Source organism: Bacillus sp. FSL R5-0422 (assembly GCF_038610765.1).
GTDB classification, from domain to species: Bacteria; Bacillota; Bacilli; order Bacillales; family Bacillaceae; genus Bacillus; species Bacillus pumilus_O.
In genome coordinates this window covers 1,694,015-1,715,468 of sequence record NZ_CP152014.1, presented here as the reverse complement: position 1 = coordinate 1,715,468, position 21,454 = coordinate 1,694,015, and the positions used below count along the sequence as shown (strand labels likewise).

Genomic DNA, 21,454 nt, shown 5'->3' with positions numbered 1-21,454 from the left:
GCCTGTATATAAAAGAAACCCCCTGCTGATCGCAGGGGGTTTTCGTTTGTTTATTTATTGTCATCTGGTGCAGGTTGAGGTGCGACAAGAACATGTGTTACTTCTCCCTGCTCTTCCTCATCTACAATAAATGATCCATTGCTATAGCGGTCATTCGCTCTTAGAGTAGAGATATCAAGTGGAATTGTTGCACCCTTCTCTGTATCAATCTCAAGTGTATCGTGCAGTGATGCAGCGATGACAGACACAATACGATGCGGGTTTTTCTTTAATTCTCTAAGCATCAGAACTCCGCGTTTGGCTCTAGATGTTTTATCAAATTCAGAGAGGTTCATTCGCTTCACAGCCCCTCTTTGCGTCGTCAGCACGAGGACATCGTTCTTTGGATCAATGATCTGGCCAGAGACTACTTCGTCCCCATCCTTCAAGTTGATGCCTTTGACACCAGCCGCTCTCGGACCAACAACACTTACTTCTTCTTCATCAAACCACAAGCCATAACCATTTTTCGTCGCAATAAACAATTCCTGCTGTCCTGTTGTCACATGGACATCCACGAGCTCATCGTCCCCTTTTAGATTCAAGGCGACAAGCGGTTTTGAATAGCGCTGCGCTTTATATTGAAGAAGCTCTGTTTTCTTCACCATTCCGCCTTTTGTAAAGAACAGAAGATAAGATGTTTCATCAAATTCTTTAATTGGAATGGCTTTTTGGATAGATTCATCACGGTCAATCGAAATGATATTCGTAATATGCTGTCCCATGTCTTTCCAGCGTATGTCTGGCAGCTGATGCACAGGACAATAAATGTAGCTCCCTTTATTCGTGAATAGTAGGAGGACATCCGTTGTATTCATTTCAAACTGATGAATCAGGCGGTCTGTATCCTTCATACCAAAGTCCTTACCGTTAGAAGCAGCATAGGAGCGCTGACTTGTCCGTTTGATGTATCCGTCCTTCGTCACCGTGACGTAAACATCTTCTGAGGCAATCATCACTTCTAGGTTAATCTTAATTTCTTCAATTTTTTCCTCAATGACAGAGCGTCTGTCATCAGCATATGTCTTTTTGAGCTTTTTCAAACTGTTTGTAATGACCTTTAACAGCTTTTTCTCGTTACCTAAAATGTCTTCAAGTTCTGCTATACGCACATCAAGCTCATTCGCTTCGTCTCTCAATTGCGTAATATCTGTATTCGTTAAACGATATAACTGGAGGGAAACAATCGCTTCTGATTGTGCTTCTGTAAAGTCATATTTCACCATCAAGTTGTTTTTCGCATCTCGTTTATCATTGGAGGAGCGGATTGTGGCAATGACTTCATCTAAAATGGATAGCGCCTTAATTAATCCATCTACAATATGGTGGCGTTCCTTCGCTTTTCGAAGCTCATATGCTGAACGGTTCGTCACCACTTCTTTTTGATGGGCAATATATGCATCAAGTATAGTTGTCAGCGTCATTAAGGTTGGTCTACGATTATGTATCGCTACCATATTAAAGTTATATGGAATTTGCAGATCAGAGTTTTTATATAAGAAATTCAAAACACCATTTGCATCTGCTTCTTTTTTCAGCTCTACTACGATTCGAAGGCCAGTCCTGTCAGTCTCGTCTCGAACCTCTGAAATTCCTTCCACTTTTCTTTCAATTCGGAACTCGTCCATCTTTTTGACAAGGTTGGCTTTATTCACTTCATATGGAATCTCTGTGATCACAATTTGCTGGCGTCCGCCGCGGATGGTTTCAATCTCCGCTTTTCCGCGAATCATGATCTTTCCTTTGCCTGTTTCATAAGCCTTTTTAATGCCGTCTACCCCTTGAATAATACCGCCTGTTGGGAAATCTGGACCTTTGATGACTGTCATTAAATCCTCAACCGTACAGTGCGGCTGTTCGATTCGTTTAATGACACCATCAATCACTTCTCCTAGATGATGCGGCGGGATATCAGTGGCATAACCAGCGGAAATCCCTGTTGATCCATTCACGAGAAGGTTTGGGAACATCGCTGGTAAAACAACAGGCTCCTTGCTTGTATCATCAAAGTTTGCGACAAACTCGACCGTTTCCTTGTCTAAGTCCTTTAAGAGCTCTGAAGCAATCGCAGATAGCCTTGCTTCTGTATAACGCATGGCAGCAGGCGGATCACCATCGATACTCCCGTTATTTCCATGCATCTCAATGAGCACATTCCGCACTTTCCAATCCTGACTCATTCTCACCATTGCTTCATAAACAGATGAGTCACCGTGCGGATGATAGTTACCAATCACGTTACCGACTGTTTTCGCGGCTTTACGGAAGTTTTTATCTTGCGTGTTTCCTTCTGCGTACATCGCATATAAGATTCTTCGTTGTACAGGCTTTAATCCATCTCGCGCATCTGGCAGCGCACGGTCTTGGATAATATATTTACTATAGCGACCAAATCGGTCTCCGATGACTTCTTCTAACGGTAAATCATGAAATCGTTCTTGTTGTGCCATGTTTAAACCTCCTCAGCTAGCGACAAGTTTTCATTTTCAAGAATGTTACTTTCCTCATCAAGTCCAAAGGCGACATTCTTTTCAATCCATTTACGACGTGGTTCTACTTTGTCACCCATTAATGTCGTGACGCGGCGTTCCACTCGTGCAGCATCGTCGATTTTGACTCTGACAAGTGTTCTCGATTCTGGATTCATTGTCGTTTCCCATAGCTGGTCGGCGTTCATTTCACCTAAACCTTTATAGCGCTGAATCGTGTACCCTTTTCCAACTTTCTTCAGTACGTCATCCATTTCTTCATCAGACCATGCGTACTCAATGACTTCTTTTTTCCCTGAGCCTTTGCTGACTTTATATAAAGGCGGTAGTGCAATAAACACCTTGCCATGCTCAATCAGCGGCTTCATATAGCGGTAGAAGAACGTGAGCAAAAGCACTTGAATATGCGCTCCATCTGTATCAGCATCTGTCATGATCACGATTTTGTCATAATTGATGTCTTCTACATTAAAATCGACACCGACGCCTCCACCGATCGCATGAATAATGGTGTTGATTTCTTCATTTTTGAAAATATCAGCAAGTTTCGCTTTTTCTGTGTTAATGACCTTTCCACGAAGCGGCAGCACCGCTTGGAATTTACGGTCACGTCCTTGTTTTGCTGACCCGCCTGCTGAGTCTCCCTCTACTAGGTACAACTCGTTTCTTGCCGGGTTTCTAGATTGAGCAGGTGTTAATTTTCCGCTCAGGGTTGCTTCGGACTTCTTCCGTTTCTTCCCGCTCCTTGCTTCTTCACGTGCTCTTCTAGCAGCTTCTCTCGCCTGCTGCGCTTTAATCGCTTTTCTCACAAGAAGAGTTGCTGTTTCTCGGTTTTCTTCAAGGAAATAAGCTAGCTTTTCAGAAATAACAGCATCAACAGCTGAGCGAGCCTCACTTGTCCCAAGCTTTCCTTTTGTCTGACCTTCAAATTGAAGCAGTTCTTCAGGAATTCTGACAGAAATAATAGCAGACAGCCCTTCTCGAATATCAGTGCCCTCTAAATTTTTATCTTTTTCTTTTAAAAGGGCGACTTTGCGCGCATATTCATTAAAGGCTCTCGTCATTGCCGTTTTAGCACCAGACTCATGTGTACCGCCATCTTTTGTTCTCACGTTATTGACGAAAGAAAGAATATTTTCCGAGTAGCCATCATTGAATTGAAATGCAAAATCTACTTCAATGGATTGATGCTCTCCTTCAAATGAGACCACTTCACTCAGAACATCTTTTTCTTCATTTAAATAAGCAACGAAGGCTTCAATGCCTGTTTCATAATAAAAGGTTTCTTGTACATCATGTCGTTCATCAATCAGCTCTATTTTTAATCCTTTTAATAAAAAGGCAGATTCTCTTAAACGTTCTGATAACGTATCGAAATTATAGGTTGTGACACTGAACATGGATCGATCTGGTTTAAAATGAATCAGTGTTCCGGTTTTTTTTGTTTTTCCGACTTTTTCAAGTGACGTCACAGGTTTTCCGCCGTTTTCAAACCGCTGATGATAGATATAGCCATCACGTTCAATTGTGACAGTAAGCCACTCTGACAGCGCGTTTACAACAGACGCCCCAACTCCGTGAAGCCCACCACTTGTTTTATATCCGCCTTGACCAAATTTTCCGCCTGCGTGAAGGACCGTTAAAATGATCTCAGGTGTCGGTTTTCCAAGCTTATGCATACCAGTAGGCATTCCACGTCCTTTATCCTGGACGGAAATGCTGTTATCTTTATGTATTTTGACAACGATATGATCTCCATGGCCAGCGAGTACTTCATCGACAGAGTTGTCTACAATCTCATAGACAAGGTGATGAAGACCGCGTGAATCCGTTGACCCAATATACATTCCCGGACGTTTACGGACCGCTTCAAGTCCCTCTAGCACCTGAATAGAATCATCGTTATAATCTACTTGCTGCTTTTTAACCAAATGCTTAATCCCCTTTCACTAACAAACATAACCGGCAAATCATCAAATGATCTCTCTAGATTTTAATGATGATCATGCTGCTCATTACTGTCCACTTTAATAAGCTGCATCATCACCATGCATGTGTTTCAACAAAACATGCTCCTTTGCACGGCTATGAGAATGTTCTACATTCTGCAATGAGAACTAGAAGTCCATTATAAACAAGACTGTTTGATAAGCCAAATGCAATCATATGATGATTTTTACAAAACAGAACAAATGTTCCATCTTTATCTTATCGCTCTTTTTGTTGATATGCAAGATCACCGATATGTCCCTGTCGCCTTATTTTATCGCTTTCTTCTAGAATCGCAAATATATTTCTGCAACAAAAAAGCAAAAATCCTTGAAAACCAAGGATTTTTGACGATTTAATGAGTTTTTGTCATTGCATGAGCCACCTTGATACATAAATCCATGATGGCAACCTTGCCATTTTCCTCAATTAGCCTTTTCGCTTCTTCGTGATAGATGCCTTGTTGCGCCCAAAAAACAGGTGCGTCGATTTCAAGAAATTCTTCTGCCATTTCGGGCAAAAACTCTGAACGTCTGAAAACATTCACGATATCAACAGGCTCTTTGATCTCTTTTAGTGAAGCGACTGCTTTCACACCAAGTGCTTCATCGATCGTTGGATTCACCGGAATGATCTCATAACCGGCATCCTGCATCGCTTTAGATACCATATATGACGTTCGGTGCGGCTGATCTGATAATCCAACAACAGCAATTCGTTTACTGCTCTTTAAAATACGACCAATTTCTTGTTTCGAAGGATGATTCATCCAAACACCCCTTTTCTTCTATTTTAGCGAACTTCTGCTTAAAAACAAAGCTGAATCCATCTGCATTTGATTTTTTCAAAAAAAGATCCCCATGTTTTTCATAAGATCATGTTAAAATGTAAGACAAGAGGGAGAATATAAAGGAGTTATGCAGATGTTAATTGCTTTGATGTTTATTTTGGCTTATCTTCTCGGCAGTATTCCATCCGGTCTCATTGTCGGGAAAGCTGCAAAGGGTATTGATATCCGTGAACATGGCAGCGGCAACCTAGGTGCGACGAATGCATTTCGTACGCTTGGCGTAAAAGCAGGGTCTATTGTTATTTCTGCTGATATTTTAAAAGGGACTCTCGCTTCTGCTTTACCGTTTTTCATGCAACTGGACATTCATCCCTTATTAGCGGGGGTTGCTGCTGTTATCGGTCACAGCTTTCCTATCTTTGCAAAATTTAAAGGGGGAAAAGCAGTCGCTACATCTGGCGGCGTGTTATTATTTTATGCCCCATTCTTATTTATCACGATGATCGCTGCTTTTTTCTTATTTTTATACATTAGTAAATATGTTTCATTATCATCTATGCTGACCGGCATCTATACATTCATTTACAGCATATTCACCAAAGACGTATTTTTAATCATTGTTGTTGCCGTTCTTGCTGGTTTTGTGATCTACAGACACATCGCCAACCTCAAACGAATCCTCAACAAAACTGAACCGAAAATCAAATGGCTCTAGCCGTTTCATAAGTTTCATTCTGTGGTAAAAGGAAAGAAAAGCTGTTTTTTGCATCCTGCATTTTAAAAAAACAGCATGACTTCAAAAAAGGGGCGATCACATTGAAATTAACGATTAAAGAAGATGCACTCAATTGGTACAAGGATGAATTAGATTTAGAAAAAGGTGATCAAGTTCGCTTTTTTGTGAGATATGGCGGGTGCAGTAATGTACAAAAAGGCTTTTCTCTCGGCGTCGCAAAAGATGAACCTCAAAATGCCGGCGCAACCGCTGAAATAGAAGGTATTACTTTCTTTGTGGAAGAAAGTGATATGTGGTATTTTGACAACCATGATCTGCATATTGATTATAACGAGTCTGTAAAAGAACCAGAATTTCATTATGAATAAACAAAAAAGATACCTCATCCCTCGGGTATCTTTTTTGTTTTATCCTTCAATATATAGCCCATATTCCTGAATGTTTCCTAAAGACCGCTCCTTTTGCAGGATTCTTTTTTGCGTTTCACCGATTAAGTCAAAGTGAGGAAACCCTGCGCGGTCGTGAATCCATTCTTTTTTGAGTCCATGTTTTTCTCCCCACTCAATTAAGTGCTTCATATCCTGACAGGCTGCTTTAGTAACGGTATTGGCATGCGGGAAACGGTCATCAAGCCAATAATGGGTTAAAAATGCCATTTCTCCATGCTGAACAGCTGATTTCCACGCATTTAAATCGCTTCTTTTAATACCAAACGCCATGAATTAAACCTGCTTCTTCGACTGTTCATATACTTTGTGCCAGGCAGGAAATGCTTTTCTAAATTGAATCGGTCTAAAGGTGTCTTTGTCTACACAAATATGCGAGGTTGTCCCAGTAATCGCTGTTTGTCCATCAGGCTTTTGAATTTCGTAGCCATATACTGTTTTGAGTCCATTGTATTCTTCAATCCAAGTATGAACTGTTGCTGTTTCACCGTACAGGAGTGGTTTTTTATATTTCACCTGCAAATCTATAACGGGTGCAAGAGCGCCTTCTGCTTCTAGCTGTGCATAGGAAAATCCTAATTCTTTAATCAGGGCTGTTCTGCCGACTTCCATCCAGATCAAATAATTGGCATGATACACAATGCCCATTTGGTCTGTTTCCGCATAACGGACTTCTATTTCTTTTTTAGATACATACACGTTTTCATCGCTCTCCTATCAAAACCTAAGGTCTCTGCCATTTTACCACAATCGAAATGGTTCTTCTAAAAGGAGGCAATAAAATAAACCAGGAATCCCTGGTTTATTCAGTATAGCCATTTTTTCTTGCTGCTTCTTCGTCCTTAATCTCCGAACGCATAGCATCAATGCTCATTTTTCGATTTTCATTTTTTTGCTTGATCATCTGTTTTTCTTGATCTGTCGAAAGGGCCATCGCTGCTTCAGATTCATCGATATTGTCAAGGGTGTTTTCGATCATATCTTGCAGCTTTTCAACATTATCAGAACGATCATCTGGATTGGATTGATATGACTTTTCATTCATCTTAATACCCTCCTTATTCGCCCTTCGTCTGGATCACATCAGGCTGTTCATTTGATTTATTATGCATCTTTTTACCTTTATTGCGTTTGTATGCGACAGGTTTTGTCCCTAAATGGTCTGGTGTAAACTGCGCTTGTTTATCATGCTCTCTACCCATCATTCATCCCTCCCTCCTCTTTAGGATGAACGAAAAAGGAGAATTCATAACTTATTTCTGTCTAAAACGCTCTTCCAACTTTTCTTCAAGCTGGTTTAAAAATTCCTCATTGCTTAATAATTCTTTTTTATTTTCAAGTACAAGCTCTTCAAATGTACGTCGTTTTCTTCTTCTCATTGTACTCACCTCCAGTAGTTGTATTTCATTTTCGCCAAAACATTTAGAAAATAAGCAAAAAAGCTGAATCATTATAGATCCAGCTCTTGCTCAATTTCTTTTTTTGTCAGCATTTGATGCTTCACAGACATGATACGTCCTTTTTCATCTAATATGTATGTCGTGGGGTAAGAAAGCACTTGATATCGTGCTTGAATGCCTTTTTGATCCAATAAAATAGGAAAACTCAGCTTTAATTCATCTGCAAATGCTGCAACATGATCTACACTTTTTTCAGTGGTCGTCAAGTTCACTGCAAGTACTTCGACCTGATCATATTCGCTTCTAATTGCGTCTAGATCCGGCATTTCTGTCCTGCATGGCTTACACCATGTCGCCCAAAAATTGACGAGCACCTTTTTCCCTTGATAATCAGATAACGAGGCCGTTTGACCATCTAGGGTTTTCAGTTCAAAATCAGGAGCTTGATCCCCTTTTTCAAGACCGATTGCGGGTTCTTTTGGTTCAAGTAAATTCCACACAAGTAAACCAATCAACAAAAGTAAAACAGCGCTTGCTATTCCTTTTTTCCACATGATGGATCCTCCACTATTTTAAAAAAGAAGAGAAAGCTGTCTAGGCGCCTTCTCTTCTTTGCTGTATGAGTATTAGTTGCTTGCCAATTTTTCACGAAGTACCATTTGAAGGATACCGCCATGACGATAGTAGTCAATTTCGACTTCACTATCAAAACGAACAACCACTTCAAATGTTTTCTCATTGCCATCTGTATCAATTGCTTTGACAGTGACAAGATCACGTGGACGAACAGTTTCATCAACATGAACTTCAAATGTTTCTGTTCCTGTTAGACCATAAGTTTCTGCACTTTCTCCGTCTTTAAACTGTAAAGGAAGTACACCCATGAAGACAAGGTTACTTCTGTGGATACGCTCAAAGCTTTCAGCTAGAACAAATTTAATTCCAAGAAGGTTTGTTCCTTTTGCAGCCCAGTCACGTGAAGAACCCATTCCGTAGTCTTTACCGGCTAAGATCGCAAGACCCGTACCATCTTCTTTATAACGCATGCATGCATCATAAATGGATGTTACTTCACCAGTTGGCCAATAAGTTGTATATCCGCCTTCTGTGCCTGGTGCGATTTGGTTCTTAATACGGATGTTTGCAAAAGTACCTCTCATCATGACATGGTGGTTACCACGGCGAGATCCGTATGAGTTAAAGTCTCTAGGCGATACGCCTCTTTCTTGCAAGTATTTACCCGCAGGTGTGTCTTTACCAATTGCTCCAGCTGGAGAAATATGGTCAGTCGTCACAGAGTCACCGAACTTGGCAACGACGCGCAAGCCTTTAAGCGGTTCAACCTTACCAGGTTCAACTGATAGGTTTTCAAAGAATGGCGGGTTATCAATGTATGTGGAATTTTCATCCCATTTGTACAATGCATCATCCGTCGTTTTAATTTCATTCCAGCGCTCATTGTTGTCAAAAACAGTTTCATACTCTGAACGGAAGAGTTCAGGTGTAACTGTGCTTTTCACGACACTGTTGATTTCGTCCATTGATGGCCAAATGTCATTGAAATAAACGTTCTCACCATTTTTGTCCACACCGATAGGATCTTTTGTTAAATCGATATTGACCGTACCAGCAAGTGCATACGCCACAACTAATGGTGGAGATGCAAGGTAGTTTCCTTTCACAAGCGGATGGATACGTCCTTCAAAGTTACGGTTACCTGATAAAACAGAAGTGATCAGCAGATCATTTTCAGAGACAGCATCCTCAATTTCTTGTGCAAGCGGTCCTGAGTTTCCGATACATGTTGTACAGCCATACCCAACGATATTAAACCCGAGGTCTCTTAAGTATGGAAGAAGTCCTGAGTTCACGAGGTACCCTGTCACAACCTTAGAACCTGGTGCTAGTGACGTTTTCACGTAGTTTGGCACCTTCATACCAAGCTCACTTGCTTTTTTCGCAACAAGACCTGCTCCGATTAAGACGTATGGGTTCGATGTATTCGTACAGCTCGTAATCGCTGCAATCGCAATCGCACCTGTCTTCATCACAGCTTTTTCACCATTTGCTAGATCAAATTCAATTTGTTTATCTAGCTCTGATTTTTCTAAGCCAAACCCTTGGTTACCAGCTGGGCTTTCAATGTGCTCATGGAAAGTCTCTTTCATTTTAGAAAGTGGAATCAAATCTTGTGGACGCTTTGGACCAGATAAGTTTGATTCAATTTGAGAAAGATCAATTTCCACAACATCCGTAAAAATTGGCTCTTCTGCATCTGGCGTATAGAATAAGCCATTTGCGCGAGAATATTCTTCAACGATATTAATTTGCTCTTCATCGCGTCCAGTCAGGCGAAGGTAAGCAAGAGCTTCCTCATCTACTGGGAAGAATCCGCAAGTAGCCCCGTATTCAGGCGCCATGTTCGCAATCGTTGCACGATCCGCTAACGGCAGCTGTGCAACGCCTGGTCCGAAGAATTCAACAAATTTGTTCACTACGCCTTTTTCACGAAGAACTTGTGTCACTTTTAGTGCAAGGTCAGTTGCAGTCGTTCCGTTTGGAAGCTCTCCAACTAATTTAGCACCAATGACTTCTGGTACTGGGAAGTATGAAGGCTGACCTAGCATACCAGCTTCCGCTTCAATCCCACCAACGCCCCATCCAAGTACGCCGATCCCGTTGATCATGGTTGTATGAGAGTCAGTACCAACCAATGTATCTGGATAAGTGATGATCTCGCCATCTTCTTCAATCGCATGAACAACACTTGCAAGGTACTCTAAGTTTACTTGGTGAACAATCCCTGTTGCAGGCGGAACAGCTTGATAATTATTAAACGCTTTCTTTGCCCAGCTAAGGAAGTTATAACGCTCTGCGTTACGTTCGAATTCTAAATCCATGTTAATGTTTAATGCATCTTCAGTTCCAGCTTTATCAACTTGTACTGAGTGGTCAATGACAAGGTCAACTGGAATTTCAGGGTTGATTTTATCCGGATCCCCACCTACATCTGCCATTGCTTTTCTTAAAGAAGCAAGGTCAACGACGGCTGGTACACCCGTGAAGTCTTGTAAAATAACACGAGAAGGTTTGAATGGAACATCGATTTCTTTGACCTCGGCAGTTCCCCATTTTGCCAAGTTTTCAACGTGTTCCTTTTTGATCACTCTACCGTCTACTTGGCGAAGCACTGATTCTAAAAGTACCTTAATGGAATAAGGCAGCTTAGAAACATTTCCAATTCCTTGTTTCTCTAGTGCTTCTAACGAATAATAGTGATACGTTTTCCCATTTGTCGAAAACGTTTTTCTAGATTGAAAAGCGTCTTGTTTAGCAACTTGCTGCTGTTTCGACATATCCAAAATCCCCCTTTTGATGATCAAGATCAATTTCAATTCTCAGAAAAATCGTCGTATTTCACCACAATTTTCTCACAATTTCATCTTAAAACAAATTCATACATAAGTAAATAACAATGCTTTTATTAAATTCAATAAGTTTATCTTATCATTAGGAAATGATTACTCTTCATAATCGAGGCAGAGCAGGTTCATACTACAATTGAGGTGATAGAACATGACAAAACGTAAAGCCAATCATGTGATTAACGGCATGAACGCAGCCAAAAGCCAAGGAAATGGTGCAGGCTATATTGAAGATGATCAGCTCGTTTTAACAGAAGAACAAAGACAAAACAATAAAAAACGTAAAAAAAATCAATAAGAAAGGAGCCAGTATCATGACGAATAAAAACACAGGAAAAGACATCCGTCAAAACTCGCCTAAGGAACATCAAAGCGGACAGCCTGAGCCCTTATCAGGCAGTAAAAAAGTGAAGAACCGTAACCATACAAGACAAAAGCACAATTCTCATCACGATATGTAAGCATTCTCCTCTCATCCCGTTGCAAAGCGGGATGTTTTAGGTCTTTCACACATTTCAGTTCTCAACATATTATTTATTATGAGATGTGATGGAGGAGTGTTTATGGAGAATGAAAAGCAATCGAATTCCTCTGATTTTCTTGAAATAGACGATTGGCTCAATGTTTTAATGGACGATCCATTTGCCTGGTATGATGAACACCTCCCAATTGACCTTTATGAAACAAGCCGTGATTATATTGTTGAGATTGATGTCTCTACTCTGTCGATCACTGATGTAAAGCTGACCTTCGCTGGACATGAGCTCACTCTCACTTACACTGTACAAAAGCCAAATGATCAAGGCGAACAGCCAATTGAAAAAAGTGTCATGCTCCCTTTTTGCTTGAACGACAAAGAGATTGAAACAGAATACGAAAACCGAATCATTTCGATAAGAATTAAAAAAAGTTCTGACCATTCAAGCGGTGCATTTTCTTTTCAAATCCCGCATTTCAAACATTAAGAGCCCACCTTCATTTGGTGGGCTCTCTTCCGTTCGTGTCAAGTCAATACCTTTTGCGAACCACCATGGCCAAATAGTAGAATCGCTATATGATAAGGTATTCTTTTTCTACTAGATGGTTTGGGTCTTTCTAGTAAATGGGCACTTATGACTGAAAAAAGGCGTTCATAGAGATAAGAGACATACATTTTTGTTATTTTCTTCTATCATCTCTTCATGTAAAATAAGATAGAGATACTAGGGGTATAAGGAGTGAGAACATGTTAAGCGGCTGGTTTTTGTGGTTCATTTTATTTTGGGGTACGGTGATGATCGGATTACTCGCAATCGGTGGCTTTTTTATGTTTCGCAAATTTTTAAAACGATTGCCGAAGGAAGATGGGAAATCAGAGCTTGATTGGCAGGATGAATATATTCAAAAGAGCCTCCACCTATGGCGGGAAGAAGACAAACAGCTTTTAAATGAACTTGTCTTACCTGTTCCAGAGCTGTTTAGAGATGTCGCCAAAGAAAAAATTGCAGGAAAAATTGGCGAGTTGGCATTAAAAGAACAAGCTGCCAGCATTAATTTAGACTTAATCATTCGCGGCTATATTATCGCTACACCAAAGCGTGATCATAAGTTTTTATTGAAGCGCCTTCAAGAAAAAAACATCGATCATACGCCATATGAAGCATTATTAAAATAACCTCCTTATAAAAGGAGGTTTAATTCATTTGAACCTGTTGTGGATCTAACTGCTTAGACATCTTTCTAAACGACAAATACATGGCAACGCGCCAAGGCACAATCATGCCAAAGGCAAGTATCCAAAACATTCCGCTTAGAGAGCCATAATCAATAGAAGAACTCAGGATCGTCTTCATTCCGATACGAAGAACAAGAAGTCCAATGAGAATAAACACAAATGCTTTTGACCGCTTTAAGTAAATCTCATTCCCTCTAATTTCAAATTTCGATGTTTTGATTAAAAAGATGGAGAAAAACATCCCCACTGTGATTGCCTCGAGAAATTCAGCCCCAGTTACCTGAAACATTGGAACAAAAAACATCAAAGCTCCAGTGCTCATGAAAATAGGAGGTAATATAATTTTTTTCGCAGTTGCCGGTTTTGCAGATGACTTAATGCGAATAAACATGACAGCTACCGCCATACATACCGCAATTATAGAAGAGATTAAGACCATCATATCAAATCATTCCTTTATTCTTTAAGGTCAGCCTATGTATAATATACTCCAATTGACGAAAAAAAACCATTCGCCGCGACTGTAGAAAACGATTTCAAAAGCCAGTAAATCCGCCAAATAAGGAAGAGAACATGATGATAATCCATGTGAGAAGATCAAAGAACAGCAATAACCCTACCATAATCATAATGATCCCACCAATTTTCATGATAAGCTGCTGACGCTTTCTGATCCATGCCATTTTCGTGATGAAGAAAGATAGAATAAAAAACGGGACGGCAAAGCCAAGGACATATGCAATCATATAAGGCACAGCCGACTCTGGATTGTTACTAGCAAGCGCGATAACGGCAGATAAAATTGGTCCTGTACAAGGTGTCCATCCAGCGGCAAAGCCCATTCCGATGAGAATCGACCCAAAAAAACCCGCAGGTCGGTTTTTGAACTGCATTCTCTTTTCTCCCATGAGGAATGAAGGCTGAAATACCCCGAGCGTCATAAAGCCAAAGAAAATAATAAGAATGGCTCCAACCTGACGAATGGCTTGATGGTAATCATCAAAAAACTTCCCAACAAACGATGTCCCAAAGCCAATCGCAATAAAGATAATAGAGAACCCAACTAAAAAGAATAAAGTATGAAGTAGACTTCTTCTTCTCAGCATCACCTTCTCAGATTTCACTTCATCCATACTAACGCCCGTAATATACGATAAAAAGGCTGGATAAAGCGGCAGACAGCATGGTGAGATAAAAGAAAGGAACCCTGCTCCAAAGGCTAAAAAGAAATTCAAATCTGTCAAAAGAACACCCCCTTCTTACAATATACAATAAGAGATGACAAAATCATTTCATTTTTTTTACATCCTCTCAATAAAGATGGTCTATTCTCTTAAAACCTTATATAATTTAATTTGACATCAAGATAACGAATCCTTTAAATTTGAAAATAAACCTTAAAATGGATATAATAGAATCGATTCTTTTTATCAAGATTTGCATGAAAGGAACATGACTTTGGTAAAAACATCATTATTAACTCAAATCGAAGAAAAAAGAGAAGAGCTGATGAAAGTTGTCTTGCACAATGGGATGACATCAACAGTGACCATCGAACATAGCCAGCAGCTAGATCATCTCCTCTTACAATATCAACGACACTTACACTCAAACTCAGCCAACTAATCATATCTCATGGAATTTGTCATGCCGCACGATTTTTAGATCAGTTGATATGTGTGAACATAAACGAAACAAAAACCTCTGATCACAGGGGTTTTTGTTTTTTTAGAAGGAAGTTGAAGCCAAAATAAAAACCACCTTCCCTGCTTCATTTAGGCAAGTACAGTGGTTTTAAAGCGTATGATGAAGGTGAATTCAATAAAGAAAGGACAACGCTTGTCCATTCTTTATAACCATGTTCCATCTATGATCATAATATCGTACGTATTATTTCGCTTGGTTGTTCATGGCTTTCATCATTTGATTGATTTTCTTCTGGGACGGTTTCATGCCCATTTGCATCATCATCATTCGAAGCATTTGTTCATTAATTGGTGGATTCTTTTTCAAGTAGCTCATCATATACTTACGAGCAATAAAGAATCCGAGTGCAACTCCTGCAAGCAGTGCAACAACGCCTACAAGGATGACAACCCATAAATCCATAATTCTTCCTCCTTCATGTTGTCTCGTATAAAGTGTACTAAACAAAAGGCTATTATACAACATTTCGCGTTCAATTTTATTTTTTTAAACAAAATTCCTCACTTTTACCGGATTGAGCCACCCGTGCTTCTTTGAACCGAAGTCCATCGCAAGGAAGCAAGGACTAATTTTTCTCAGCACTTCAAAAAACACTGCTTCTGCTTCATAACTGCCGGTGGCAGACATTTGGATATAGCGATCTTTTATGATAAATGCAGCCGTTCCTTTTCCATCAGGTAAGGAAGCGCTGTATATCGAGCCAATTTGTGTATAGTGAATATTCGTTAAGTTGTTCATTAATCGCTGGTGCATATGAAAAGCAGGGATTCGTTTCGTCACGTAATCCACTTGTTTCACAAGCATCACCAATTCATCTTCCGTGCGATTCGTCCAGTGTAACGACTCAAACAAATGAAACAAAATTGATTCTCTACCAAAATAATGATGCGCAAATTCATCCTCAATCCAATAAATATAATAATGGCGTTCCATGTCTATCCCTTCCTTTCACATTTCGTCAATCTCGTATATTGCTTGTATTATACAAAAATGTGAAAGAAAGAATTGTCTATATATGAAGCAAGAAGAAACTAGTTTTGTCAAAAAAACAAGAAAAAAGAAAAAAGTTTGCAGAGCGGATGAAAATGCTCTGCAAACAGTTGAAAAAAAGCATGATGCTTGGAGACTGATTATTTGTTCAGCTTCGCTTTCACACGGCTGACGACATTGCTGACCGTAAAGCCGTATTTCTCAATAATGGTTTCACCAGGTGCAGACGCACCAAATTTATCAATGGCAATTACGTCACCATCGAGACCAGTGTAACGCTCCCAGCCAAGTGAAGCTCCCATTTCAATCGCAACACGAGCCCGCACTGCTGTAGGAAGGACTGACTCTTTGTATTCGTCAGACTGCTGATCGAATCGATCCCATGCAGGAAGACTGACAACAGATGCGCGAATTCCTTCTTTTTCAAGCGCTTTTTGCGCTTCAATCGCTAAACCGACTTCAGATCCAGAAGCGAGTAGAAGTGCTTCAGGCTGTGCATCAGCAGCTTCAACGACAACGTATCCACCCTTTTCTACTCCTTCATATGCCTTCTCAGGTGCTTGATCAATCGTTGGAAGGTTTTGACGAGTCAGAACTAGTGCTGTCGGTTTATCCGTTGAAGATACAGCAAGTTTCCATGCTGCAGCTGTCTCGTTCCCATCCGCAGGGCGAATGACAGAAAGGTTTGGCATCGCACGTAATGAAGCAAGCTGTTCAACCGGCTCATGCGTCGGGCCATCTTCACCAACAGCGATACTGTCATGAGTAAAGACATAAGTAACTGGAAGTCCCATTAAGGCAGCAAGACGAATCGCTGGTCTTAAGTAATCTGAGAAAACAAAGAACGTTCCGCCGAATACACGAAGGCCGCCGTGAAGCGCCATACCGTTTAATGCGGCACCCATTGCAAATTCTCTGACACCGAACCAAATGTTCTTGCCGGCATAATGACCTTTACCAAAATCGTCTGTGTTTTTAATCGTTGTTTTGTTTGAACCTGCAAGGTCAGCAGAACCACCAATGAAGAAAGGTACTTGCTTCGCAATGCCATTTAAGACTTCGCCTGAAGAAGCGCGAGAGGCAAGACTTGAGCCTGCTTCATAAACAGGAATCTCTTGATCCCAATTCTCAGGAAGCTTTCCTTCAATCGCAAGCTTCAATTGAGCTGCTAGCTCAGGGTATTCTTTTTCATATTGCGCAAATTGTTCATTCCAAGCTGCTTCTTTTTTCTGACCAGCGTCTTTTACAGCTTCTTTGAAATGATCGTACACTTCAGAAGGTACATGGAAATCTTCTTCAAACGTCCAAGAGTATGCTTCCTTCGTCAGCTTTGCTTCGTCGCTGCCAAGTGGTGCACCATGCACACCAGACGTTCCTGCACGGTTTGGCGATCCGAAACCGATGGTTGTTTTCACTTCGATCAGTGTAGGTCTGTCTGTGCTTTGTTTTGCCTTTTCAATAGCAGCTGTCACTTCTTCAATGTTGTTGCCGTCTTTTACGTAAAGAACTTCCCAGTTCATCGCTTCAAAACGATTCTTCACATTTTCAGAGAATGAACGATCTAGGTCGCCATCTAAAGAAATATCATTTGAATCATAAAGAACAATTAAACGTCCTAAGCCTAAATGACCAGCAAGGGAAGCAGCTTCAGAGGAAATCCCCTCCATTAAGTCTCCATCTCCGCAAATGCTGTATGTATAGTGATCTACAACATTAAAGTTGTCTTTGTTATACGTTTCCGCAAGATGTCTTTCTGCAAGTGCCATACCAACTGCCATGGCAATCCCTTGTCCTAAAGGACCTGTTGTGGCATCTACGCCCTCTGTATGTCCAAACTCAGGATGTCCAGGGGTTTTGCTACCCCATTGGCGGAATTGTTTTAGATCATCGATGCTCAGGTTGTATCCGCTTAAATGAAGCATGCTATATAGAAGCATAGAACCATGTCCCGCAGATAATACAAAACGGTCTCTGTTAAACCAATTTGGGTTTTGCGGACTTACGTTTAAGTGATTCGTCCATAAAGCGTATGCCATTGGTGCAGCACCCATCGGCATTCCAGGGTGACCGGAATTCGCTTTTTCAATTGCGTCTATGGAGAGAGTACGTATTGTTGCAATAGATTTCAATTCAATCGTTTCCATATAAATCCCCTTCCGTATCTTGTGTACACCATTATCATAAATCTACTGTCCTTTTTTCACAACTATTTCACGCTGAAAAAGAGTGATTTTGTCACATTTAGTTTATCGATCACCTAAAAAGTTATGCAAAAATGAAAAAAGATGAGAATGTTTTTCCCATCTTTTCAAAATTCAAGAAATCATAAGCTTAATGAAGGTTTTGATCTCTTTCTCTTTTTAATTTTTCTGGTGTGACATCGTTTCCTTCAGGGTCAACGATTTTCACGGTTTTAAGTGTATTTTTCATAGAAGAACGAAAAGCTTTTAAATACTCTTCTCTTAATTGCTTTTGTTCTGTTTTTTCAGCGTCTGACAATCCGGTCTCTTTTGACTTTTTTGAAAGCTCATTGATTCTTGCAAGCTGATTTTTAGAAATCATGACTAACTCCTTTAAAACATTTTCTCTACATACTACTAAATATCGATCACTTTGACAACAAATCAAGCTTTAGGTGATCAAACCTTTTTCATATTCTTGATACCTTCTATGGACCGTTGCTTTTGAAATGTCAAAACCTAGTGCCTGAAGAGTTGCTGCGATTTCGGCAAAGGTCATGTTGTTCTTTCTTAATCGAACAATTTCTGAAATCGGCACTTCAATACGCTCACGGCCAGGCGCATGATCCTGCTGTTTTAAATTCAGTTCGGGCTGATACCCGCCTTCTACGGCTCTTCTCATTCCCCGCTTGATTTTCAGGTTATGAATTTTTCGTTGATATTCTTCAACGACTCCGACGATCTCAATCACCATTTCATCAGCTTCTGAAAGCTCAAGCTCGCCTCTATGAAACGTACTGTACACCTTCACATTCTCTTTAAAAAGACAATGAAGAAGCGCAATTTTTGCTTGTCCTCTTCCGAGACGTGTTTCATCCTGGATAAGAACAGCATCAATTGACTTTTCTCTTAGTGTAGCTAGCATATCAAACACACCATCGCGATCTAGATCATACCCGCTTGCTTTTTCTTTAATAACTTTAACCACATTCATCTTGTGCATAGCAGCTAAAGCCAGCAATTCTTCTTCTTGTCTCTTCAGCGAGGTTTCCTGCTCTTCTTTGACAGTGCTTACTCTCGCATAGATGATTGCATTCATGTCTTCAATCGACCTTTCTACTGTACTGTTGCAAGTTGATATACGACTGGATGCTCTTTTTTGACTGGTATGACAAGGATGTCACCAGGCTGGATTTCTGTTGAAGCAAGATCATTGTGCTGAGTGACCCAGTCAATAAACGCATTTTTATCAATAGATTTGCTGTCGTTTACTTGATCAGCTAACCCCCAAAGAGTATCACCTGATTGAACTTCTATTTTAACATATTGATTTGGATCATTATGGCTTGTGACTGCAATAAGTGAGAGAAATATGCCAACGATGAATGAGAATACCCCAATAAAAATAATAGATTCTTTTAACCTCATAATGTCATCTCTCCTAATAGAATGTGTGTTCGTTCTTTCTGTCACTTATTATAAATACGAACAAACGTTTCTGTCAAACGTTTTTTTCGAACCTATGTTTGTACTGTTAGGAAAAACATGCTATAATTTCTTTAAAATTGACGTTTTGAGGTGCAAAAGATGACGAAGCTATCAAAAAGACAACTCGATATCCTGACATTCATCAAAGAAGAAGTAAAAAGTAAGGGCTATCCCCCATCCGTTCGTGAAATTGGAGAAGCTGTCGGTCTAGCATCCAGTTCAACGGTTCATGGACATTTAGCTAGACTAGAAACGAAGGGCTTAATAAGAAGAGACCCGACAAAACCTAGAGCGATCGAAGTACTAGATGAAGAGGAATTGAATATTCCAAAGAGTGCTGTAATGAACGTACCAGTCATCGGAAAAGTAACAGCAGGCTTGCCTATTACAGCTGTTGAGAATGTAGAAGAATACTTCCCTCTTCCAGAAACTTTTGCAGCACCAGATGAACAAGTATTTATGCTTGAAATTATGGGAGAAAGTATGATTGACGCAGGTATTTTGGACAAGGACTATGTCATTGTTCGTCAGCAGAGCACTGCTAACAATGGAGATATTGTCGTCGCCATGACAGAGGAAGATGAAGCGACAGTCAAGCGTTTCTATAAAGAAAATACTCACTTTAGATTACAGCCAGAAAATCCATCTATGGAACCGATTATTTTACAGAATGTAAGTATACTAGGTAAAGTGATTGGCGTATTTAGAAATATTCACTAAAAAAAGCCGGTATTTCATCAGCTAATGATGAGAACCGGCTTTTTTTTATGAACAAGAATAGGCAAGAATACTCGAGCTTGGGAAGGAACCAAATGTAAAGTTCGGCCAAATAAAGCCCGTTGTTCTCCCGAATGGCTGTGAGGACAGGACATACATTAAAAATACTTGACCGTTTCTCATAAAGACAATCGTCCATCTTCTATTACATCCCGCAGCGAATTGAACCGATTGCTGCCCTCCACCTGTTTGCCCTGAAATTAGTGACTGCATGCTTTGAGGCTGTGATAATGCTTGCTGATATTGCGAAATAATATGCTGTGGTGGAGCTGGCGGGGCTGAGCCACTAGATCCGTGCCCAGTGCCTCCTCCTCCGAATGGGAATCCTGGAAATCCTCCAACTTGTGAAGGAAACGACGGAAAACCTTGCATCTGCCTATCATATGAGTACCCATTCCACATACCTTCATACGGATAATACATATTCAACACCACTTTCTTAGACATTCATCACGATAGTATATGACATAAATGAAAAAGCGTGTTGAACGTCCAAAAAGAAACTTTTCCAAAAAACGTTTTGTTCTTCTTTAGAACGGTTAAATACTAGATATAAAGAAAAAATAAAAAAATGAAAACTTTTTGCCACCTTTAAACGTTATATATATAGAAAGAAAAGAAATAAAAAACATTTTAATTTAATACTTGTAATATCACTGTAATTATTGTAACATTTGTAACATAAGAAGTTTTCATTGAGAAAAGGAGGCAATTGCCTTGAAAAAATTATTCGTTTTATTAACTGCTATTATGCTTATGATCTCATTACAATCTACAACATTGGCCGCTTCTAAAAAACCAGCCACTTTGACAAATAAAGAAGCGTTACATATTGCCCTTGATGCACGAGAACACTTTTGGAGTGCGATGTCAGGCTACAAAATTAAGGAACATTCTGATTACAAATTAAAATCATTTAGCTATAAAGACATGACTTACAACTATCTTTCTAAAACATTTGATACAAAGAAAAAACTAAACAGCTACCTATCTCAAGTTTTCACAAAAGAAGCCATCAATCAAGGTTTAAAAGACTACCAGTTCATTGTTCATAAAGGTAAAATGGCTGTTCCAGTTGGCGACGGAGACAATATGCTTAATTGGGATAAAGCAACACCTAAACTTGTCTCTAAAAAACAAACAGTCCGCACATATGAATTCACTGTCCCAACACTTGACGGTCGCAAAGTAAAAAGAACAGTTACGTTCGAAAAAGGACAAAAAGATTGGAAAGTCACAAAAATTGACGCTGTTATCTAAATAAAAAACCAGGCCATTAATCGG

The 21,454-nt window shown here is 40.0% G+C and carries 28 protein-coding genes; 9 read left to right on the top strand and 19 right to left on the bottom strand.

The window, feature by feature from the left end; translation table 11 throughout:
- Positions 1–50: 50 nt before the first annotated feature.
- From parC to MKX52_RS08600, 3 genes are all read right to left on the bottom strand, one after another.
- Positions 51–2,489: a DNA topoisomerase IV subunit A gene (parC, locus tag MKX52_RS08610; protein ID WP_342491797.1), complete on the bottom strand. Its 2,439-nt coding sequence runs from the start codon at positions 2,487–2,489 to the stop codon at positions 51–53.
- A gap of 2 nt (positions 2,490–2,491) precedes the next feature.
- Positions 2,492–4,459, bottom strand: coding sequence for a DNA topoisomerase IV subunit B (gene parE, locus MKX52_RS08605; RefSeq protein WP_012010116.1), 1,968 nt, complete (start codon positions 4,457–4,459; stop codon positions 2,492–2,494).
- A gap of 413 nt (positions 4,460–4,872) precedes the next feature.
- A complete protein-coding gene (locus MKX52_RS08600) occupies positions 4,873–5,286 on the bottom strand; it encodes a CoA-binding protein (protein ID WP_144471117.1) in 414 nt (137 codons plus the stop codon).
- Between the two features lie 154 nt (positions 5,287–5,440).
- On the opposite strand from MKX52_RS08600, the gene plsY reads away from it, so the two are divergent.
- Both plsY and MKX52_RS08590 read left to right on the top strand, forming a co-directional pair.
- On the top strand, positions 5,441–6,022 hold the full coding sequence (gene plsY / locus MKX52_RS08595) for a glycerol-3-phosphate 1-O-acyltransferase PlsY (protein WP_058015656.1): 582 nt from the start codon (positions 5,441–5,443) through the stop codon (positions 6,020–6,022).
- A gap of 101 nt (positions 6,023–6,123) precedes the next feature.
- Complete coding sequence (locus MKX52_RS08590) at positions 6,124–6,411, top strand: HesB/YadR/YfhF family protein (RefSeq protein WP_012010113.1); 288 nt, start codon at positions 6,124–6,126, stop codon at positions 6,409–6,411.
- 39 nt (positions 6,412–6,450) lie between these two features.
- Here MKX52_RS08590 and MKX52_RS08585 read toward each other — a convergent pair whose 3' ends face one another.
- From MKX52_RS08585 to acnA, 7 genes are all read right to left on the bottom strand, one after another.
- Entirely contained in the window at positions 6,451–6,762 is a 312-nt protein-coding gene (locus tag MKX52_RS08585) for a hypothetical protein (protein ID WP_342491796.1), read from the bottom strand.
- 3 nt (positions 6,763–6,765) lie between these two features.
- Positions 6,766–7,188, bottom strand: a complete 423-nt coding sequence (locus tag MKX52_RS08580) for a thioesterase family protein (RefSeq protein ID WP_088002823.1) — start codon at positions 7,186–7,188, stop codon at positions 6,766–6,768.
- Positions 7,189–7,291: 103 nt separating this feature from the next.
- Entirely contained in the window at positions 7,292–7,534 is a 243-nt protein-coding gene (gene tlp / locus MKX52_RS08575) for a small acid-soluble spore protein Tlp (protein ID WP_012010110.1), read from the bottom strand.
- A 13-nt stretch (positions 7,535–7,547) separates the two neighbouring features.
- A complete protein-coding gene (locus MKX52_RS08570; protein WP_008357830.1) occupies positions 7,548–7,691 on the bottom strand; it encodes an acid-soluble spore protein N in 144 nt (47 codons plus the stop codon).
- Positions 7,692–7,742: 51 nt separating this feature from the next.
- Positions 7,743–7,868: an FbpB family small basic protein gene (locus MKX52_RS08565; RefSeq protein ID WP_003211002.1), complete on the bottom strand. Its 126-nt coding sequence runs from the start codon at positions 7,866–7,868 to the stop codon at positions 7,743–7,745.
- Between the two features lie 71 nt (positions 7,869–7,939).
- Positions 7,940–8,443, bottom strand: coding sequence for a TlpA disulfide reductase family protein (locus MKX52_RS08560; protein WP_144503235.1), 504 nt, complete (start codon positions 8,441–8,443; stop codon positions 7,940–7,942).
- A 72-nt stretch (positions 8,444–8,515) separates the two neighbouring features.
- A complete protein-coding gene (gene acnA / locus MKX52_RS08555; RefSeq protein ID WP_012010107.1) occupies positions 8,516–11,245 on the bottom strand; it encodes an aconitate hydratase AcnA in 2,730 nt (909 codons plus the stop codon).
- Between the two features lie 220 nt (positions 11,246–11,465).
- On the opposite strand from acnA, the gene sspO reads away from it, so the two are divergent.
- The 4 genes from sspO (at position 11,466) to MKX52_RS08535 (ending at position 12,968) form a co-directional block, all read left to right on the top strand.
- Positions 11,466–11,612 carry a small acid-soluble spore protein O gene (gene sspO, locus MKX52_RS08550; RefSeq protein ID WP_058015660.1) on the top strand — a complete coding sequence of 49 codons (147 nt, stop codon included), beginning with the start codon at positions 11,466–11,468 and terminating at the stop codon, positions 11,610–11,612.
- A gap of 16 nt (positions 11,613–11,628) precedes the next feature.
- Complete coding sequence (locus MKX52_RS08545) at positions 11,629–11,775, top strand: small acid-soluble spore protein P (protein ID WP_012010105.1); 147 nt, start codon at positions 11,629–11,631, stop codon at positions 11,773–11,775.
- 102 nt (positions 11,776–11,877) lie between these two features.
- A complete protein-coding gene (locus tag MKX52_RS08540) occupies positions 11,878–12,279 on the top strand; it encodes an Hsp20/alpha crystallin family protein (RefSeq protein ID WP_041815561.1) in 402 nt (133 codons plus the stop codon).
- Positions 12,280–12,539: 260 nt separating this feature from the next.
- Positions 12,540–12,968 (top strand): DUF2621 domain-containing protein, encoded by a 429-nt coding sequence (locus MKX52_RS08535; RefSeq protein ID WP_044141405.1) that lies wholly within the window; start codon positions 12,540–12,542, stop codon positions 12,966–12,968.
- Between the two features lie 19 nt (positions 12,969–12,987).
- Here MKX52_RS08535 and MKX52_RS08530 read toward each other — a convergent pair whose 3' ends face one another.
- Together MKX52_RS08530 and MKX52_RS08525 are read right to left on the bottom strand one after the other, a co-directional pair.
- The gene (locus MKX52_RS08530; protein ID WP_012010103.1) at positions 12,988–13,470 is read right to left on the bottom strand and encodes a CcdC protein domain-containing protein; all 483 of its coding nucleotides are present in this window, start codon (positions 13,468–13,470) and stop codon (positions 12,988–12,990) included.
- Between the two features lie 94 nt (positions 13,471–13,564).
- Complete coding sequence (locus MKX52_RS08525; RefSeq protein WP_217015034.1) at positions 13,565–14,272, bottom strand: cytochrome c biogenesis protein CcdA; 708 nt, start codon at positions 14,270–14,272, stop codon at positions 13,565–13,567.
- A 214-nt stretch (positions 14,273–14,486) separates the two neighbouring features.
- Between MKX52_RS08525 and MKX52_RS08520 the strand changes: the two genes are divergently transcribed.
- Entirely contained in the window at positions 14,487–14,654 is a 168-nt protein-coding gene (locus MKX52_RS08520; protein ID WP_008343814.1) for an aspartyl-phosphate phosphatase Spo0E family protein, read from the top strand.
- 264 nt (positions 14,655–14,918) lie between these two features.
- Here the strand turns inward: MKX52_RS08520 and MKX52_RS08515 are convergent, their stop codons facing one another.
- The 6 genes from MKX52_RS08515 to yneA form a co-directional block, all read right to left on the bottom strand.
- Positions 14,919–15,137: a YneF family protein gene (locus MKX52_RS08515; RefSeq protein WP_003212379.1), complete on the bottom strand. Its 219-nt coding sequence runs from the start codon at positions 15,135–15,137 to the stop codon at positions 14,919–14,921.
- Between the two features lie 84 nt (positions 15,138–15,221).
- On the bottom strand, positions 15,222–15,668 hold the full coding sequence (gene sirA / locus MKX52_RS08510; protein ID WP_012010100.1) for a sporulation inhibitor of replication protein SirA: 447 nt from the start codon (positions 15,666–15,668) through the stop codon (positions 15,222–15,224).
- A gap of 197 nt (positions 15,669–15,865) precedes the next feature.
- Positions 15,866–17,869: a transketolase gene (gene tkt, locus MKX52_RS08505; protein WP_342491795.1), complete on the bottom strand. Its 2,004-nt coding sequence runs from the start codon at positions 17,867–17,869 to the stop codon at positions 15,866–15,868.
- 187 nt (positions 17,870–18,056) lie between these two features.
- Entirely contained in the window at positions 18,057–18,287 is a 231-nt protein-coding gene (locus MKX52_RS08500) for a DUF896 domain-containing protein (protein ID WP_003211509.1), read from the bottom strand.
- A 69-nt stretch (positions 18,288–18,356) separates the two neighbouring features.
- Positions 18,357–19,004 (bottom strand): recombinase family protein, encoded by a 648-nt coding sequence (locus MKX52_RS08495; RefSeq protein WP_012010098.1) that lies wholly within the window; start codon positions 19,002–19,004, stop codon positions 18,357–18,359.
- A gap of 17 nt (positions 19,005–19,021) precedes the next feature.
- Positions 19,022–19,333 (bottom strand): cell division suppressor protein YneA, encoded by a 312-nt coding sequence (gene yneA / locus MKX52_RS08490; protein ID WP_003211955.1) that lies wholly within the window; start codon positions 19,331–19,333, stop codon positions 19,022–19,024.
- 159 nt (positions 19,334–19,492) lie between these two features.
- Here yneA and lexA point away from each other — a divergent pair, with 159 nt between their 5' ends.
- Positions 19,493–20,113, top strand: coding sequence for a transcriptional repressor LexA (gene lexA / locus MKX52_RS08485; protein ID WP_144503240.1), 621 nt, complete (start codon positions 19,493–19,495; stop codon positions 20,111–20,113).
- 45 nt (positions 20,114–20,158) lie between these two features.
- Here lexA and MKX52_RS08480 read toward each other — a convergent pair whose 3' ends face one another.
- Entirely contained in the window at positions 20,159–20,593 is a 435-nt protein-coding gene (locus tag MKX52_RS08480) for a hypothetical protein (protein WP_144503242.1), read from the bottom strand.
- 294 nt (positions 20,594–20,887) lie between these two features.
- Between MKX52_RS08480 and MKX52_RS08475 the strand changes: the two genes are divergently transcribed.
- On the top strand, positions 20,888–21,430 hold the full coding sequence (locus MKX52_RS08475; RefSeq protein ID WP_144468527.1) for an IseA DL-endopeptidase inhibitor family protein: 543 nt from the start codon (positions 20,888–20,890) through the stop codon (positions 21,428–21,430).
- The last annotated feature ends 24 nt before the right edge of the window (positions 21,431–21,454 follow it).